Genomic DNA, 17,631 nt, shown 5'->3' on the forward strand with positions numbered 1-17,631 from the left:
AATCGGAGTCCGGGCCGGGCCACGTGCGGGCTAGCCATCTTCGCCGCCCCTGAAGTCCCGCAGAGTGCGGACGATACCCGCCACGATCGCTAGCTCGCGCTCGGTGAGCCCTGACAGTGCATCGACGAGCTCCCGACCGACGTCGCGCTCACCGATTTCGAAGCTCTCGAACAACGTCGAGATCCGGATCCCGAGCCCATTGCATGCCTTGCGCAGCGTATCGAGCGACGGCGAGAACGACCCATGCTCGAGACGCCGGATCGTGTCCGCGGCCAGCCGCGATTTCTCCGCGAGGACCTCTTGAGTCATGCCTCGGGCCCGACGAAGCGAACGGATGTGTCGACCAAATCGTTGGTCCTCGGCGTCTGGCTCTCGCTTGCGCTTTCGCTCTGCCATGGGCGCCGATCGAAGTAGCCCAAGTCCTACCGACAAGTGTTCGTCGATGGTTCAGCGAGTCACCAACCGATCTCCATACTTTGGTGGCCGGTCGCAAAGCAGTTCAAACTCTCTGACAGCCCGAACTCGGCTCTGCTTGCGCCATAACGATCGAGGTGCTCGTTACTCCGACCGACATCCGGTCAGGTCGGCATCGACATCGATGTCGGTCGCGGACTTCGACCACCGCCGTGAGCATCCGCCGCCTCTCCACACGGAAACATGCGCGTTGCAACCGTCGCGGGGCACTGATAGAGTGTCCTCCGGCCCTGTGGAAGGGGCCCCAGAAAAATCAGACTTCTGCCGTGGGGCCGCGTTTCTGGGCGGCTTCATGGCCTGTTGGGCGAAGCCGGGGCCCGACCAGTAGCGAAGTGGCCTTCCACCCGCTTCGCACCCGCATGTCAGCAAGGGTGACCATGCACGACCCGACCAGCCAGCCGATACCCAGCTCCCGGAGTCTCCCGTGGCGGTGAAGAACACCAAGGAGCTTGGGGCTCGCATCCGAGACCTTCGCAATCGTCGAGGTCTCACTCAGGCTGCGCTGGCAAGGGCTGCCGGAGTTGCGGCCGACTCGATCTGGCGTCTCGAACAGGGCCGCGTGAGCCCGTCGTTCGACACGATGATCAAGATCGCCGCGGGGCTCAAGGTCCCCGTCGTCGCTCTGGTCCACGACGAGTATGACCAGGCCGACGAGCTCGCCACTGTTATCCGCAGCCTGCCCGAGACCCACAAGCAGGTTGCCTACGCTGTGCTCGGCACGCTGCACATCCAGGCCGCGGTTCAGTAGGCCGGTGGCTCACGTGCCCGGCGACGAGAGGTCCACAACCAGCTCTGCGATCTCGACGTCGAGGGCCTCGGCGACCTTGCGCAGCCAGTCGAAGTCGCCCTCGCGCTCGCCCGCGATCACCTCGAAGAACTCCCGGCGATCGAGGCCGGCTCGGTCTGCGACCGCCGCCAACGACACGCCCTTGCCCTCGGTCAGGCGGCGGAGGTTCTCGGAGACGAGCTCGTGCATGGGCCGGTTGTTCACGGGGGCGAGATACTATCCCAGCCCAGCCTACGATCGACTCCCGGGGCCCAAATCCACCGCCAACCGCTCCGCGAGCCCCTCCGGCAGCGGCGGAGGCTCCTCGTCTCCAAGCCGATACTCGCGCAGATTCGGCGGCGCCCCGAGCAGGAACTCCAGCCACTTCTCTCGTCGACGAACGACCTCGAACAGGCGCTCGTCGATCGTCCCGCGGATCATCGGGTAGACGACCTTGAGCTTCTCCGTCTCATCGTTCTCCCGTAGCCGAAGCAGCTTCGACCCCAGGCGGTCGACTCGGCCGACCCGTTGCTCGAGCTGTGCGGGGTTCCAGGCCAAGTCGTGGTGCACCACGCGACGACAGCTGCGGTGCAGATCCAGTCCCTCCTGCATGACCTCGTTGGCGATCAGCACCATGGGGTAGAGCGGCGTATTGAACGCCTCGCGGAGGCGTTCGCGGCTACTGCCGTCCTTCGTATGGCGAGCGAAGGCCGCCTTGCTCGACTGAAGCACCTCGTCGATGATGCTCTCCCGATGGCTGTCGTCGCGGTCGATGAAGAAGCGCAAGAAATCGATCAAGCGCTCGAGCCACGGCCGGCCCGTGGGCTGATCCCAAAATTGATCGATGAACCGGCGCAGCGGCCGAGACTCGATGGAGTCCACACCGAGCCCCGCGGCTTTGGCCGCCCCGAGTAGCTCGGCGACGAAGGGGACTTGTTGAAACCCCAGATATCGCGCGAGCAGTTCAGTAACTCGCACGCGCTGCACGAGGTCCAGCTCGTTGAGCAGCGTGGCCGCCCGCGGCCACAGCGATCGCCCATCACCGATGACGTCGAGCGCGAGCTCCCGATCGATCGTCCAACGCGGCTCGTGGTCCCCAGCTTCGTCCTGCTCGAGTGGATCTTTGACCAGGTCGAGACCCAGGGCCAAGAAGCGCTCGTCGAGCAACGCGGCGACTCCCTCTTGGTGAGGGGCCGCGCTCAGCGCTGATGTCGGACTCCCGAGCGCGTGCCAGTGCGCCGCCGCGGCCTGCTCGACGCAGCGCTTGGCGAGCTTGAAGTCCCGCCGCTCGGCCGCCGTCTTGCGCACTTTCAGGCTGTCGAGCCGGGTGTTCGCCGCGGCGAGGAACTCATCGACGTGCGCGCGTGCCCATGCCGCGATCGGCAACACGGTGTGGAGGTAGCGCTCCCGCAGTGCCAGATAGAGCGCGTCACTGTGGGCGTGGAGCCGCTTTTGCACGGCCTGGTGCCGACCGGGGATGCGCCGTCGCTCCCTGCCCGCGGCGTCGCGCTCGACATCACCGAACACTGCCTCTCGTTCGATCTCGGGATAGACGTCACGCCAGCGCTGCAGCAAGTTTGCGTACCAGGCTTCCTCGAGGCGCGCTTTCAGGCGACGGAGCGTCGCCACTCGAGTGCAGAACACCAGCGTCTTCTCGTCGCGCATCCCTGCCCCGAGCGCGTCCTCGAGCGAGAAGGTGACCTTCGCGTGATGGCGCCCATCACCCTCGCCGGCTTCGTCGAGGATTGAGCGCAGCAGCTCGCGGTAGCTCTCGGCCTCGACGCCCATGCTCCGGCCCGAGTCGGACAGCAGCGCGCCGCTGCGCGCAGCAGCGAAGGACGAGACCATGTTGATCTCGGCAGCAGCCTTGTGGGTGCCACCTTCGGCCGGGTTGCGAAAAAGCTCGGCGATGAAGCGCTCGTAGACCAAAAAGGGCATTGAGCCGGCGTGCACAGGATCCAAAGTGCGCTCGTCGTGGTCTCGGTACTCGCGCTTCCCGCTGCGAAGCGACCGGATCATCCATCGGCGCAGACCTGGCTCGAGCGTCTGCTCCTTGAGCCGGATGAGCTCGCGGAGCGAGGCCGCGACGATCCGCAACGAGGGATCGTCGAGTTCCCCTCCCAGCGAGGGATCAACCGCGTAGATGGTTCGGAACTCAGCGGCCTGCCCGGTCTCGAGCTGCCCCCAGCTGGTCTGGAACTCCGTGTAGCAGCGCTGGTAGTCGCGGATCCCTTCGAGCAGCTCGTGGACCTGATCGTCGAGATCCTTGGGCGCCCCCTTGGCCGTGGCGAACAAATGAAAGACCTGGCGCAGCTCTCCGACCTCGAGCTGAAAGGGGGTCGCGGTCAAGAAGATCGCCTTGCGGTGGCGGCCGCTCATCGTCGTCTGCAGGCCACGCGTGCGCAGGGCGTTGGCGTTCTTGAGCTTGTGCGCCTCATCGACGATCAGCAGATCGAAGATCGGCAATTGGCTCCGCGCGAGCTGCGTCCGTGCGCGATGCAGGGCATCGCGCACCGCTCGCTGGGACCGGAAGGCGTCGAGCCCCCCGTCTTCGAAGAGATCGTCGAGCCCCGCGGCGCCACCGTGCGCCTTGGTCCTACAAAACGCCCGGCGCAGCGAGCTCTCGCTGAACGCGTCCGCGGTGAAGCGACCCAAGAACAAGCGTTCGTAGACATCGACCCGGTGCAGCGAGCTGTCGTAGCGCTTGAGAATCGCGTTGCCGGTGCGCCCGTGCAGATCCTTCCAGTGAAAGTACATCGACAGCAACCACGCCCGCCCAGCAGCCCCGTGGCCGCTCTGAAACATGGTCATCGGCGCGATCGTGACACTGTGGTTTGGCGCCTCGCGGACGAACTCCCCCAGGCGCCTGACCGCCGTGTGACTGCCAAAGTCGTGGACCGCGGCAAAGTGTGGGAGCTCCTTGGACCACTTGGTGTTGAGGTCGGGCCCCGGTGTGATGATAGCGATCTTCGCGCGCGGCTTGTCGTGGTGGACCAGGGCGGCGACGCCGAGGGCCTCGAAGGTCTTGCCCATGCCGACCTCGTCGGCCAGGACCACACCGGGCTGATCGGCCAGCAGCGCTCGAGCGCGCAGCACCGTCAGCTCCTGCCGCTCAATGTCGGCCTGCGGAATCTTGTCCGCCCTGGCCCGCACGTCCAACCTCATGATCGCACGCAGCTCGTCCAAGGTCATCGTCATGGCGCCACTCCGTAGAACTCGACCACGTGTCGCATCCAGGTCTCCCCACCCTCGCTCGGCGTCAGCTCTCGCAACTCGCGTCGCAAGCGTGAGGTGAAGCGCTCGAGCACCTCGGCTTTGGCGCGGCTGGTCGGATCGGCACCGAGCTGGATCTTGCCTAGCTCGCGCAGGAGCTCGGCGCCGAAGAACCATGCTTGCGCCCTCTTCAGTGCGGGTGGATCTGCCCTCACCGCCGCCAGCATCTTCGACCACACGACCTCCAGACCCATGCTCCCGACGATCGTCACCCGAAACGCCTGGACGGAGAAGCCAGGCTCGCGCAGGTCCGCGCACGCTCCCCACCATGCTCGGAACACATCGACAGGGCCAAAGCCCTCGCCAAAGATCGCCTCGAGTCCGACCCCCGAGCCTGGCGCTCCAGAGACTCGCTGCGCCCGCTCTTGCAACACCGCGGCTCGCTCGCGTCCCATTCGGCCGGCGAGGACATGCAAGAGCAGCTGCAGGTCCATGTCTATCTCCGCGTGACGAACCGGAAGCTTGGCCAGATCGGTGACGAAGATTGGAACGGAGAACTCCCGCTCGCCGACGCGCAATGTCAGCTCGGCGCGATCGGGCCGAAGTACGAAAGGCTCCCAGTGAAGGTCCTCGGGCGGCGCGCCCTGGCCGCCCGCGAGTTGCTCATCGCCGTAGCGAAGCTCCCAAGCTGGGAGGTCGACGGACGCCGACCGTCGCCGATCCCAGATCACGTCGAGGGTCCCGGCCTCGGGGTCGTGCACGGCATGCTCAATGCACAGGCCATAGTGGCTGCCGAACTCGGGGAACTCGCGTTCGTCCAGGCTCAGGAGCGCACGCGGCACCCTCACCAGCTCGGGCGCGAACTCGTGGAGCCGCCGGGCCCCGTTCAGGCAAAAGGCCACGCACACCTCGACGTTGCCGTCCGGCCCGCGCAGTAGCGCCGCCCGCGACAGATTCGCGGAGCCGACGACGACCAGAGTCTGGCGGGCGCCCTCATGCTCGAAGTCGATGATGATGAGCTTGGCGTGGAGCGGACGCGGCTCGGGCCGGCCATCGCAAAGCTGCACCGCAGGGAAGAGCCAGGTGTCGAGCTTTCGGACTGTCTTGGCCGCACGCACGAGGGCTCGCGCAGGGGCGAAGGCGTGGAGCGAGCCGACGGGCCAAAAACGCTTGCGCTCCCGAGCGTAGTCGGCGTCGGCTCGTGACCAGCGCTGCGTTGCGCCCCGTTGATCGACGTACTCGAAGTTCTTGCGCAGGATCCGAGTCGGGACCAGGTACTCGACCTGCCCCGCATCCCCGTCGTGACGCCAACACCACAGCTCGTCGAGACGCTCGCGCAACGCGGGGATCTCCGCGCGCTCGCAGATCGGCGAGGGGTTGTCCCAGGCCATGCCGACGTCGAGCCGGATGTCGGCGCCAGCGAGCTCTACGAGACGAGTGAACAACGACCCGCGACCGGAGTTGCTGTCGGACTCGAAGAAGGGCGCGAGCATGCCAACGCGCACGACCTTGGCCCCAGCCGGGAGCAGGTCGAAGATCTGGTCGAGCAAGGGCCGGTCGAGGGTGCCGTCGAGCAACGCGAAGCGCGACGAGCCTCGCGCCCCCGGAGGCAGGCGGCGGCCGAGCTCGGCACGAACGAGCGCGAGCTGGGTCCCGGGGTGCCGAACCAAGGCCGCGCTGCGGTCCAAAAATCCGTCGAAGCTGCGCAGCAACTCGGCATCGGCGGGCTTGTCGTAGCGCAGCTCGAGGACCACGAAGAGCTCGGCGTTCCCGCCGTAGCCGCCCCGCGTGATGTTGCCCGAGCCGATCTGAAGCCGTGCGTGGTCCTCGTAGAGCAGCAGCGTCGCCTTGGGGTGGAAGACTTCGCCATCGACCTCGAGCAGGTCGTAGGGCATGCGGCGGCCGGGCTGGCGTTGACCCGCGTCGACGAGCACGGCGACCGGCGAGGACTGCAGCCGCGCCCGACCTTCGTCGAGGTAGCGGGCTGGGAGCTCGGCCGGGTCCGTGCGCAGGTCGAGGACCGCCCGCAGCACCTGCTCCTCGAAGGTCTTGGGATCGAAGGCGAAGCTGGTGAACACCGCCCCCAGGCACGGTTGGTCGGCCGGCAGCCGATCGAGCACGTTGGCCTGGGCCAGCTTCACGCGATCCTCCCCAGGTCGCGCAGCAGGCTGCGGACGGTCCACAACTTGAAGCTCGGGAGCTGGGCATAGCTGCGGTAGCCACGGTAGTGGGTCACCTGCAGGGTCAGCTTGGTGTCGGCCTGGCGGATCCACGCGCCGCCGCCACGACGGGAGCGCTGGACCTGACGATGGAAGCCAAGCAACGCGGCCAGACAGGTCACGGGGTCGCTGCTCGCTAGCTGGCCGCACAGCTTCAGCAGCGGTCGGCCGTGGAAGCGCAGCTCTCGAAAGCGACTGCGAAGTGGGTGTTCGAGCAGCGCCGCACAGCGGATGCGCAACAGGTCTGTCTCTGGGCGCGAGAACACGAGCCCGGCGACGGCCTCGGCGTCGGCGATCCAACCGGCCTCGTGCACCGCCTGGTAGCAGCGATCGAAGTGGTCGAGGAGCGCGACTGCGAGCTTCCCAAAGGCCAGCGCGAGGCTGACGTGCTCGTGCACGCTCAGGTCGAGCTCACCCCAGTCTCCGCGGGCCATGCCTTCGAGCAAGGTCGCGGGGTCCTGCACGCCCGCCCGATCGGCAGCCTCGATCTGTAGCGCCAGGGCCAGCGTGGTGGGATCGCGGGCGCCCTCGAAAAGCAGTTGCCACAGCTGCTCGCGGGTGGCCTGTCGGCGGCGATGACGGATCGCGCTGAGCCGACTCTTCTTGCCCAGCAGCTCCAGCGTGACGTGGCCCGACTTGCGGGAGATCGAGGTCCGCTCGAGATTGAGCGCGGCGAGGGCGTAACGTGTGTAGCTCTGGCTACGACCTCGGGGGCCGGACTCGGACCAGAAGTCGTCGATCAGCTCGCGCGCGGCCCTCGACGGACGGAGAGTATGATCGACAACCAGACGGTAGTGGCGTAGAGAGCTCAGGTACGCGCCGAGGCCCGCGAGCTCGTTTTGACGGGAGATGAGGATGAAGTCGAGGGGCAGTGGCTTGGTGCCCGAAGTCCAGGTTCGTTTCGCTCCTCGGACGCCGCGCATGGCGTCGACGTCACCGCGGGTGAGCTCGCCGTGGCGAGACTCGAGGGTGGCGAGCGCCCACAGGCGTTCCCAACGTTCGAACAGTCTCGTGCGGGTCTGATCGTCGCCGGGATAGCCGTGGCGTTGGATGGCGCGCTCGACGAGGTGGAGGCCGTAGAGGACGACGAGGTAGTACTGGGCCCGGCCGGTGCGGGTGGTGAAGCCAGGGAACAGCCAATTGCCGACCTGTTGGCCGAGGTAGTCGAGGGCGAGGGGATCCTCGGCGGTGAAGTCCGTGTCCCGATCGACGGGGGCGGACCAGAACAGGGACGAGGGCGGCTGGTTCAGAGGATGGAGCATCGAAGTCAATCGCGCCCGCGGATCACGTATCGACCAGGCCCGAACTGGCGCTCCAGTATGCCAATCAGCTGGTCACCATCGATGATCTCGATCGCATTCAGGTGGGCGTCCGCGTAGTCCTGCGCACGCTTGGTGTAGCCCGAAGTCGTGATAAACAGGGCGTGCTTTGCATCCTGTTCTCGACTGCGACAGACGAACTCCTCGAGAGCCTTCACGTCGACGTCACTTTTCGTCCAGCGCTTGCACTGGACGACCCACCGTTCGCGGGTCTGTCGCCCAAAGTCCTCACGCTCTCGATAGCTGATCACGTCAACACCGTCGTCGCGTACCGTCCGGGTGATCTCGACGTCTAGATGCCCCATGCTGCGCAACAGCTGACCGACGAAGTGTTCGAAGTGCTCCCAGCGCAGCGCGTAGAGATTGATCGGTCGAGCGAGGATCGTCTCAATCGCAGTCTGCGCGGAAGCATCCTCGTTTGCGGTTGGCAGCATGGCGATACGCTCGACCGCGTCGATGTCGCCCACCGCTGCCAGCAGCTTCAGCCCCAGCGTCCGCACGCCTGCACCTTCGGCGATCAGGAAGGGATCCAAGCTCGCCATCGTGACGTCGACCGGAAGGTGCTCGGCGTGCTCGACGAAGCACTCGAACGCTGCAGCCCGCAGGCCGGCCTTCTCGGTGCCTCCAAGTGCTTCCATACTCAGCAGCTTGCCACTGAGCTCGCGTGCAGTCGCGCCATCGAGGGCAGCCGCGGCCAGCGTCAAGAGCGCTCGCGCTCGGACCTCGTTCGACTCCCCTGTATCGAGCGCTGTCTCGACAACCTTCTCGATGAAGCCGGTCAAATCCGTGAAGTACTCACCGAGGAGTTTCAGTGCCAGCATCCGTGCCGAAACGGCCCGATCGCGTCGCACGCCCGAGCGCAACATCGTGCACGCACGCTCTCGCTCGTCACCCTCGAGTTGAGCGACGAGCTCGCGCAGGGCCGTCTTCGCCTGGCTGTGCTCGCTTCGTTGGAGCAGGCCCGCGATCGCGTCGGCGCCGAGCGCTACAATCTGCTCGAGCAAGGCCGGACGCTCGAGCAAGTCTCCGCGTTCGAGCTGTTCGAGCAGACTGTCGATGCGTGTCTCGATGTCGGACTGACTCACAGGTCGAGCAGACTACCCCGAGCATGCGCGTCGCAGGAACGATCATCCGACCACGTGGACCACTCGGCGACGCCACGTCGTTTCAGCGAGACTGAGCTGACGGCCGCGGACAACAGCATCGTTGACCTCGGGGCGACGGCAGGCGTACGCTCCCCCAGCCCATGCCTCGACCGACCAAGCGCAGCGCTCTCGCTTGCCTGAGCAAGAAACGCCTCATCGGTATTGCCAGGGATTTCGAACTGGAGATCACTCAGGCTAGCCCCAAGGACGAGTTCATCGAGGGTCTTGCTCGCTCCAAGGCGGCCAGCTTCACCAAAGTCATCGCTGCGCTACCGCTCACTGAGCTCCGCAAGATTTGTCGCGCACACGAGCTGACCTCGAGCGGCAAAAAAGCTGCTCTCATCGAGAGGATCTTGGGCCAGAACGCTGTCAAGCCCGAGCCTGCCATCGACAACGCTGAAGTTGAGCCTGAGCCCGAGCCCGAGCCTGTCGCGGTGCGCGAGTCAATCGAGACCAAAGCAGGCGGTGATGTCGGCAAGCCCGAGACCGCGTCGGTGCTCGACGCCCTAACTCGCGAGCGACTCTTTGACCTCGGCCGAGTGTTTGGGGCTGGGTTGCGGGCGTCGAGGCAGACTAAATCCGCAATCGCGGAAACACTCGCCAGGACCCTTGGCTCCGCGCGCCTTCTCGAGATCCTCCGCGAGCTTGGCCGCGATGAACTCCGGGGCGTTTGTCGAGCTCATGGTCTTGACGACAGCAAGGCGACACGCCCTGAGCTGATCGAGAGGATCGCTCACGCCGCAGGTCTCGAATCCAGCGAGGTCCCCCCCGTTCCGCTGATGTCGCACGACGGTGTTCCCCACGCGGGGCAAGTGCTCGCAGCTCGGGGTCGACAGTGGTTGATCGAGGCCGTCGAGCCTGCGGAGCACGGCGAGTCACCGCTGCTCCGCCTGGCCTGTCTCGACGACGACGCGCCCGGTCGCAAGCTCGAGATCCTCTGGGATCTGGAGATCGGCGCGAGAGTCATCGAGCCCGAGGCCCACGGCCTCGGCAAGCCGACGCGCCTCGATCCACCGTCCCACTTCGGCGCCTACCTACACGCCCTGAAGTGGAGTGCTGTCAGCGCAGCGGACCCCACCCGCTTCCAGGCGCCGTTTCGTGCCGGCATCAAGCTCATGGCCCACCAGCTCACTCCGCTGATGAAGGCCCTCGAGCTGCCCCGCGCCAACCTCTTCATCGCGGACGACGTCGGCCTGGGCAAGACCATCGAGGCGGGCCTGGTCCTCCAGGAGCTCATCCTCCGCCAGCAGGCGGGCTTCGTGCTCGTCGTCTGCCCGGCGTCCGTCAGCCTACAGTGGCGCGACGAGATGATGCGTCGCTTCGGCCTCCGCTTCGAGGTCATGAGCCGCCAGTTCATCGCCAACCGCCGCCGCGAACGTGGCTTCGGCGTCAACCCATGGGCGACCCACAACCGCTTCATCGTCAGCCACCCCCTGATCCGCCGCCCAGACTACCGCGATCCTTTACTGGCCCACCTCGGCCACCGCGCCGAGAAGGGCCTGCTCATCCTCGACGAGGCCCACGTCGCAGCCCCGGCCTCGGCGAGCAAGTACGCGGTCGACAGCGACACCACCCGCGCAATTCGGGATCTGGCCCCGAAGTTCGATAACCGTCTGTTCCTCAGCGCGACCCCCCACAATGGGCACTCGAATTCCTTCAGCGCGTTGCTCGAGATCCTCGACCCGATCCGCTTCACCCGCGGAGTACCGGTCAAGGGCGCCGAGGCCCTGGCCCCGGTGATGGTTCGCCGGCTCAAGCGCGACCTTCGGCAGCTCGGCGTCGAGCGCTTCCCGAGTCGGATCCTGACACGCATCATCCTCGAGCACGGCGAGCGTGGGTGGAACGCCAGCGCCGAGCGCTACGACGCCGAGGAAGGGACACGGGAACCTCCGACGACCCTGGCCAAGGACCTCGGCGGCGACGACCTCGAGCTCGAGCTGGCCCAACAACTCGCCCGGTACACGGAGCTGTGCGCACCGGCTAAGGGCCGTGGTCGCCTGGTGTTCGTCAACCTGCAAAAACGCTTGCTGTCCAGCCCCGAGGCCTTCGCGCGCACACTCGAGGTTCACTCCTGGTCCGTGACCAAGGCCGGCGGTGTGAGCGTGCGAGCGCCCGCCTCCCAACAGGAGATCTTCGAAGACCCCGAGTTACACGGCGTAGATGACGACGCAGCGGCAGCCGATGAGGACGCCCTCGTGCGCGCGTCTTCGGCCGCGCTGCCGTCGCCCTCCGAAGAAGCGACGGCTCTGCTCAAGACCATGCGGGCCCTGGCCGAGAAGGGCCGGCGTCAACCCGACGGCAAGGCCCGCGCCCTGCTCGCGTGGCTGCGCGAGCACCTGTGCCCGGGGATCGGCGTGGCCAAGGTGCGCGGAGCCAAGACCAAGTGGTCCGAGCGCCGGGTCATCATCTTCACGGAGTACGGCGACACCAAGCGCTACCTACAAGAGATCATCGCTGAGGCCATCGCCGGCACCGAGCGCGCCGATGAGCGGGTGCTGGTGTTCCACGGTGGGATGGGCGATGAGACTCGAGACGAGGTCCAGCGAGCCTTCAACGCCGAGCCCGCCGAGCACCCCGTGCGGATCCTACTAGCGACGGATGCCGCTCGTGAAGGCATAAATCTACAGGCCCACTGCGCCGATCTCTTCCACTTCGACGTACCCTGGAATCCCTCGCGCCTCGAGCAGCGAAACGGTCGCATTGATCGCACCCTGCAACAGGCCGATGAGGTCCGCTGCCACTACTTCGTCTATGCCGACCGCAAGGAAGACCGAGTGCTCGAGACCCTGATCCGCAAGATCGACACGGTCCAGCGGGAGCTGGGCTCGGTGGGGGCAGTCTTGATGGACGAGATGGAGCGCACCCTCCAGCCGGGGATCACCGATCGCACCGCCAAGAAGGTCGAAGCGATCGGCGCCGACGCCCGTACCCAGACCGCCGAAGAAGAACTCGAGGGTCAGCGCAAGAAGCTCGAGCTGCTCGAGCAGGAGATCCACCGGGCGGGGCAGCGCCTCGAGCGATCACGGCGGGCGCTCGAGGTCGGGCCGGAGGCCCTGCGCGGGGTCGTCGATATCGGGCTGGGGTTGAGCGGCTCCAGCGGCCTCGGCGAGGGGCCCAAGACATCGAGCGGGCGTGAGAGCTTCGTGCTGCCCGAGCTCGACCGCTCGTGGCAACGCACCCTGGACACGCTCCGTCCACCGCGCGGGCGCAAGGAGGCGTTCTGGGAGTGGCGCAAGAAGCCACCCCGCTCCGTGACCTTCGAGCCCCTCGAGCGCATGACCGACGACGCCGAGCAGCTCCACCTCGCGCACCCCTTCGTCAAGCGGATCCTGGATCGCTTCCTTGCCCAGGGCTACGGGGCCCACGACCTGTCCCGCGTGTGCGGCGTGGTCGTGCCCGGCGAGACGGTCGCGCGCGTGTTGGCCTACGCCCGGCTCACGCTCTTTGGCCCGGGCGCGGCGCGGTTGCACGACGAGATGCTCGTGGTCGCGGCGCCCTGGCCTTCGTCGCCTGCCGAGGTCACGCCTTATAAGGATCCTGCGACCTCCGCCAGGGCCCGCGAGGTCAGCGAGCAGGCGCTCGCGGCCAGTGGTCGGGCGCTGGCCGACAAGACGGCCAGCCGGGCGCTCACGCAGGCCCCCGAGCTGTTCGCCAGCTTGTGGCCGCACCTGCGAGCCGAGGCCGACACCCGCGGGGTCGAGGCCAAGAACGGCCTCGCCCGTCGGGCCCGCAAGGAAAGCGACGAGCTGCGCGCACTCCTCGAGCGCCAGCGCGAGGCGATCCGCGAGGCCAAGGGCGAGCTCGGCCAGACCAAGCTCTTCGAGGTCGGCGACAAGAACCAGCGCCGGCAGATCGAGCTGGACATCGAGCACCTCGGCCGCCGCGAGGAGCGGATCGAGGTCGAGCTCGAGGATGAACCCCGGGCGATCGAGGCGCTCTACGACGTACAGATGACCCGGCTGACGCCCGTCGGGCTCGTGGTCGCGTGGCCGGAGGCGATGACATGAGCCGCAACGACACCCAGACTCGCTTCCACCGGGAGTGGTTGGGCCTCGCCCAGCCGATCGAGGGCCTCGTGTTCTCCGTGCCCGTGCTCGCGGACGCGCAGATCACCCCGGCGACGGGGCCCGAGCTGTCGGCTCGCTTCAAGGAGCAGCTGGTTCACGTGCCCGACCTCGCTGGGAAAAACCGCCCCGACAAGCTCGACGAGCCGGTGTGGTTGGAGGATCTGCGCACGCTGTTCAAGACCTTCCTCGGTTACGACGCCGAGGGCATGCTGGTCGAGCGGGATGCGCTGCCCATGGATTTGCACTTTTACGCCGAAGAGGGCCGGCAGGATATTCGCCCGAGCTTTGCGATCGCGCGCGGCCCCTTCGAAGACGACAGCGCCGATGATCTCTTTGGGGGTTTTGGTAGCGACGAGCCAGAGGACGGCAGTGAGTCGAGCTCGAGCGACGACGAGGAGGCCAGCCCCTACCTCGCCCTCGTCTGGGATGTGCGCGACGACGCAGACCAGGGCACAGGGCTGTCGTTGGACAAGGCCGAGGATGCCACGGGGAGCTGGCGCTACCCGCCGACCTCGAAGCTGGAGCGGCTGCTACGGCACACCGGGGTGCCGATCGGCCTGCTGAGCAACGGCCGCGAGCTTCGGCTGGTGTATGCGCCCGCGGCCGAGTCGACCTCGCATCTGACCTTTCGCTTCGCCGATATGGCCGAGCCTGCCGGGCGCCCGCTGCTTGCGGCTTTCGAGCTGTTGATGGGGGCACGACGGACCTACCAGGCCAGCGAGGAGCACACGCTCGAGGGCTTGCTGCGCGAGAGCCGACGACGGCAGGCGGATGTCACCAAGGATCTGGCCGCGCAGGTGTTCGAGGCTGTAGAGATCTTGCTCGAGGGCTTCGAGCAGGCCTCGGCGCGAGATGCGAGCAGCGGGCTGATCGACTGGCTTCGCCCTGCCCTGGACGCTCCGCACGACCACCTGTACCAGGGCGTGCTGAGCGTGGTCCTGCGCCTGGTGTTCCTGCTCTACTCCGAGGACCAGGCGCTGCTGCCCGTCGGGCATCCGATCTACGCCAAGTACATGAGCGTGCAGGGCCTCTACGATGATCTCGTCGCGGACGTGGGCATGCACCCCGAGTCGATGCACCATCGCTTCGGGGCCTACGGGCGGCTGTTGTCGCTGTTTCGGGCGATCTTCTTGGGCGTCAAGCACGGAGACCTCGAGCTGCCGCCGCGGCAGGGACGGCTGTTCGATCCGTCAAGCTTTCCCTTTTTGGAGGGTGGGCTCCCGGGGAGCACGGCGGCGATTGGGCAGCCGGAAGCCCGGGCGCAGCTGCGGCCGCCCTCGGTCGACGACGGGATCGTGCACGCGGCGCTGGAGCGGCTCGTGTTGTTCGAGGGGCAGCGCTTGAGCTACCGAGCGCTGGATGTCGAGCAGATCGGGTCGATCTACGAGTCGCTGATGGGCTACCACGTGCTGCGCGTGGGGTCGCCTGCGGTGCGGATCGGGAAGAACCGGGTGTGGGTGCAGACCGGGGAGCTGCGGGCGATGAAGACCGCGGACCGCAAGAAGTGGCTCAAGCAGGTGTGTGCGCTGAGCGCGGGGCAAATAAAGAAGGTCAACGCCGGGTTGAAGGCGCACGAGGGGGATGATGCGCTGGCAGAAGTGCTCAATGAGCTCTCGCCCGGGAAGAAGAGTGCGCGGAGCCGTCATCGGGTGCTGGCGGGGCGGCTGGTGTTACAGCCTGGGGATGAACGGCGGCGATCTGGGAGCCACTATACGCCGCGATCATTGACGGAGAGAATCGTGCGGCGAACGCTGGAGCCGATCTTTGCATGCTTGGGGGAGCGGCCGACTGAGGCCCAGATCTTGTCGCTGAAGGTGTGCGACCCGGCGATGGGGTCGGGAGCTTTTTTGGTTGAGACTTGTCGTCAGCTTGCAGATCAGTTGGTTGCGGTGTGGACGCGGGAGGGGACGGTGGCGGGGATCGCCGAGTACCACCGGGATCCGCATCTGCATGCACGGCGGTTGGTGGCCCAGCGGTGTTTGTATGGGGTGGACAAGAACGAAGCAGCCGTGGAGTTGGCGAAGCTCTCGTTGTGGCTGGTGACGATGAGCCGGGAGCTGCCGTTTACCTTTGTTGACCACTCACTGCGACATGGAGACTCGCTAGTGGGGTTGGACCTCGAGCAGCTTTCGAGTTTCCACTGGAAGAAAACGACGCAGGTTCCGATCTTTGCGGCGCTGCTGAAGGACTCGCTGGGCCAAGCGCTGGAGCATCGCTCAGAGATTCACGCGCTCTCAGCGTACGAAGACAGCCTTTGTCAACAGGAGAAGCGGCGACTGCTGGACCATGCCGAGCATGCGACGGAGAAAATTCGTATGATCGCGGATGCATGCGTAGGGTCATTCTTCACCGACGGCAAGAGCAGCAAAGCCAGGGAGCGCGAGCGAGAACGCCGGAAAACTTTGGTCGAACGCTGGCTTGGGGGCGAAGAGGGGCTGACGTCCGATATTCGTAGGTTGGCAGAAGAGATCCGCGAAAACCATACACCGTTTCACTGGTGGCTTGAGTTCCCCGAAGTGTTTTTCGAACAGCGCCCCGATCCCTTGGATGACAACGGAATAAGTGGAGCCGCCTACATGGAGGCATTCGTCGGAAATCCTCCCTTCATGGGGCAGTCGCGTATATCGCGCGAGCTGGGTGATGCCTACCGGGATTGGCTCTTCTTTATTCACCCAGGCTCTCTTGGCAAATCCGACCTTTCGCCTCATTTCTTTCGTCGTTCTTCCGTCCTTATGGGGCCCCATGGGACAGCAGGTATGCTTGCTCCCAACACGATCGCCCAAGGCGACACTCGCCGGAGCGGATTGCAAAATCTGCTAGCGAACGGAATCACAGTATACGATGCCACTACTTCCCTGCCCTGGCCCGGTGCCGCCGCCGTCACTGTCAGTGTTGTTCATATTGCGCAAGGGCAGCCCGCCAAAAAGGTTGGCAACAACCTCATACTTGACTCGCGTGAGGTCTCGGCCATTGACTCGCGGCTACGGCCCGGACCCGAGCGCGACGATGCTGTTTCTCTTTCCAGCAACTCGGGGTTTGCTTTCCTCGGTTGCTGGATTGGTGGGCAAGGTTTCACTCTGACACAAGAGGAATTCGAAGTTCTCGCACCAGCGCTTGACCCCAATGGCAATCGCATTCGCCCATATCTGAGCGGCGAGGAGATTAATGCAAGCCCGAATCAGGGATTCTTCAGGTACGTGATCGACTTTGCACAACTGAGCCTCGCTGAAGCCAGTGGATGGCCAGGGCTACTGGACATTGTCCGAGAGAGGGTCAAGCCGGATCGAGATCGGCAGAAACGTAAGGCGGTCAGGGAACGCTGGTGGCAGTTTGGTGATGTTAGGCCCGGATTGCGGAAGGCTATCAAGAATGTTGAGCGATGCCTGGTCACGTCACGAGTGACCAAACATCTGTCTTTTTCTTTCCAACCTAATGACCGAATACTGAGCGAGGCCGTCTGTGTTTTCCCGCTTGAGAATTACACGGCCTTTGCGGTTCTTCAGTCGCGGACCCATGAAGCGTGGGCGCGTCTACTGTCATCGTCAATGAAGACCGACTTGCGATATGCTGCATCTGACTGCTTCGAAACATTTGCTTTCCCCCGTGAAAAACCCAGCACAATTATCCCTGCCGTCGAATCCTCTGGCAAAGAATTCTATCAAGCTCGCGCCGGCTTCATGCTGGAGACGAACCAAGGCCTCACCAAGACCTACAACGCCCTCAAGGACCCCACCAACACCACCCCCGCCATCCTCGAGCTCCGCCGCCTGACGGAGGCCATGGACCGCGCCGTCCTTGACGCCTATGGCTGGACCGACATCGAGCCCCCCCCCTATTGCCCGCTGACGCCAGCCGAGCGCGCCGCCCACCAGGCCTTCGAGGACGAGGTCATCGACCGCCTCTACGTCCTCAACGCCGAGCGCGCCCGCGAGGAGGCCCGCCTCGGCCTCGCCGGCAAGAAGTCAAAAAAACAGGGAGCCAAGAAGAAGCGGACCAAAAAGAAGTCCAGCACCGCGCAGGCCGACCTATTCTCCTCCGAGGACTCTTGACCCGATCACCGGATCGAGCCTGTCCGTCAGCAACACATCTTACAACCCCCCCCCGCCTGACCTATGCTCTGGCAGCCACATGACCCCCGAAGACGTACGCGAGCACCTCATGAACGCGCTGCAGGCCGATCTCGTCGGCCCCTTCCTACGCGAAGGCCAACCCGGCGCCGGCGAGGAGGTCCTCCCCTTGCCGCCCTCGCGCTGGTACCTGACGGGCTTCCTGGCCCCGCAGCTCGGCCGCGCCCTCGACATCGACGACGAGGGAGCCCAGGGTGAACTCGCGGGTGGCAGCGAGAGTCAAGCCGAGGACGCAGGCAGCGACGAGCCCGAGGCCAAGCGCCCGCAACGCTTCCCCGCCTCCATGGGGCTGTCGGTCTAC

10 protein-coding genes and 1 pseudogene are annotated in these 17,631 nt (G+C 65.7%); 5 read left to right on the forward strand and 6 right to left on the reverse strand.

Going from position 1 to position 17,631, the window contains the following annotated elements; genetic code table 11:
• Nucleotides 1-30 precede the first annotated feature (30 nt).
• Complete coding sequence (locus ENSA5_RS14620; RefSeq protein WP_106392274.1) at nucleotides 31-396, reverse strand: helix-turn-helix domain-containing protein; 366 nt, start codon at nucleotides 394-396, stop codon at nucleotides 31-33.
• Between the two features lie 508 nt (nucleotides 397-904).
• Between ENSA5_RS14620 and ENSA5_RS14625 the strand changes: the two genes are divergently transcribed.
• Complete coding sequence (locus ENSA5_RS14625; protein ID WP_181197755.1) at nucleotides 905-1,222, forward strand: helix-turn-helix domain-containing protein; 318 nt, start codon at nucleotides 905-907, stop codon at nucleotides 1,220-1,222.
• 9 nt (nucleotides 1,223-1,231) lie between these two features.
• Here the strand turns inward: ENSA5_RS14625 and ENSA5_RS14630 are convergent, their stop codons facing one another.
• The 5 genes from ENSA5_RS14630 to ENSA5_RS14650 are packed head-to-tail and all read right to left on the reverse strand — an operon-like array spanning nucleotide 1,232 to nucleotide 9,076.
• Nucleotides 1,232-1,465: a helix-turn-helix domain-containing protein gene (locus ENSA5_RS14630; protein WP_258182854.1), complete on the reverse strand. Its 234-nt coding sequence runs from the start codon at nucleotides 1,463-1,465 to the stop codon at nucleotides 1,232-1,234.
• Nucleotides 1,466-1,492: 27 nt separating this feature from the next.
• Nucleotides 1,493-4,438 (reverse strand): helicase-related protein, encoded by a 2,946-nt coding sequence (locus ENSA5_RS14635; RefSeq protein ID WP_106392276.1) that lies wholly within the window; start codon nucleotides 4,436-4,438, stop codon nucleotides 1,493-1,495.
• Nucleotides 4,435-6,594, reverse strand: coding sequence for a phospholipase D-like domain-containing protein (locus ENSA5_RS14640; protein WP_106392277.1), 2,160 nt, complete (start codon nucleotides 6,592-6,594; stop codon nucleotides 4,435-4,437). Before ENSA5_RS14640 ends, ENSA5_RS14635 begins: the two co-directional genes overlap by 4 nt.
• Nucleotides 6,591-7,934 carry a hypothetical protein gene (locus ENSA5_RS14645; RefSeq protein WP_106392278.1) on the reverse strand — a complete coding sequence of 448 codons (1,344 nt, stop codon included), beginning with the start codon at nucleotides 7,932-7,934 and terminating at the stop codon, nucleotides 6,591-6,593. Before ENSA5_RS14645 ends, ENSA5_RS14640 begins: the two co-directional genes overlap by 4 nt.
• A gap of 5 nt (nucleotides 7,935-7,939) precedes the next feature.
• Complete coding sequence (locus ENSA5_RS14650) at nucleotides 7,940-9,076, reverse strand: restriction endonuclease (protein WP_106392279.1); 1,137 nt, start codon at nucleotides 9,074-9,076, stop codon at nucleotides 7,940-7,942.
• 161 nt (nucleotides 9,077-9,237) lie between these two features.
• Between ENSA5_RS14650 and ENSA5_RS39750 the strand changes: the two are divergent.
• From ENSA5_RS39750 to ENSA5_RS14665, 4 genes and pseudogenes are all read left to right on the forward strand, one after another.
• Nucleotides 9,238-9,480, forward strand: a pseudogene (locus ENSA5_RS39750) (SAP domain-containing protein); the annotation flags it as partial.
• Nucleotides 9,481-9,948: 468 nt separating this feature from the next.
• Nucleotides 9,949-13,143: a DISARM system SNF2-like helicase DrmD gene (drmD, locus tag ENSA5_RS14655; RefSeq protein WP_444843367.1), complete on the forward strand. Its 3,195-nt coding sequence runs from the start codon at nucleotides 9,949-9,951 to the stop codon at nucleotides 13,141-13,143.
• Entirely contained in the window at nucleotides 13,140-17,252 is a 4,113-nt protein-coding gene (locus tag ENSA5_RS14660) for a type IIL restriction-modification enzyme MmeI (protein WP_106392281.1), read from the forward strand. The genes drmD and ENSA5_RS14660 overlap by 4 nt, the downstream gene beginning before the upstream one ends.
• A gap of 79 nt (nucleotides 17,253-17,331) precedes the next feature.
• On the forward strand, nucleotides 17,332-17,631 hold a 300-nt coding region (locus ENSA5_RS14665), incomplete at its 3' end, for a hypothetical protein (RefSeq protein ID WP_146155704.1).

The sequence above is a fragment of the Enhygromyxa salina genome (genome assembly GCF_002994615.1).
Taxonomy (GTDB): Bacteria; Myxococcota_A; Polyangia; order Nannocystales; family Nannocystaceae; genus Plesiocystis; species Plesiocystis salina_A.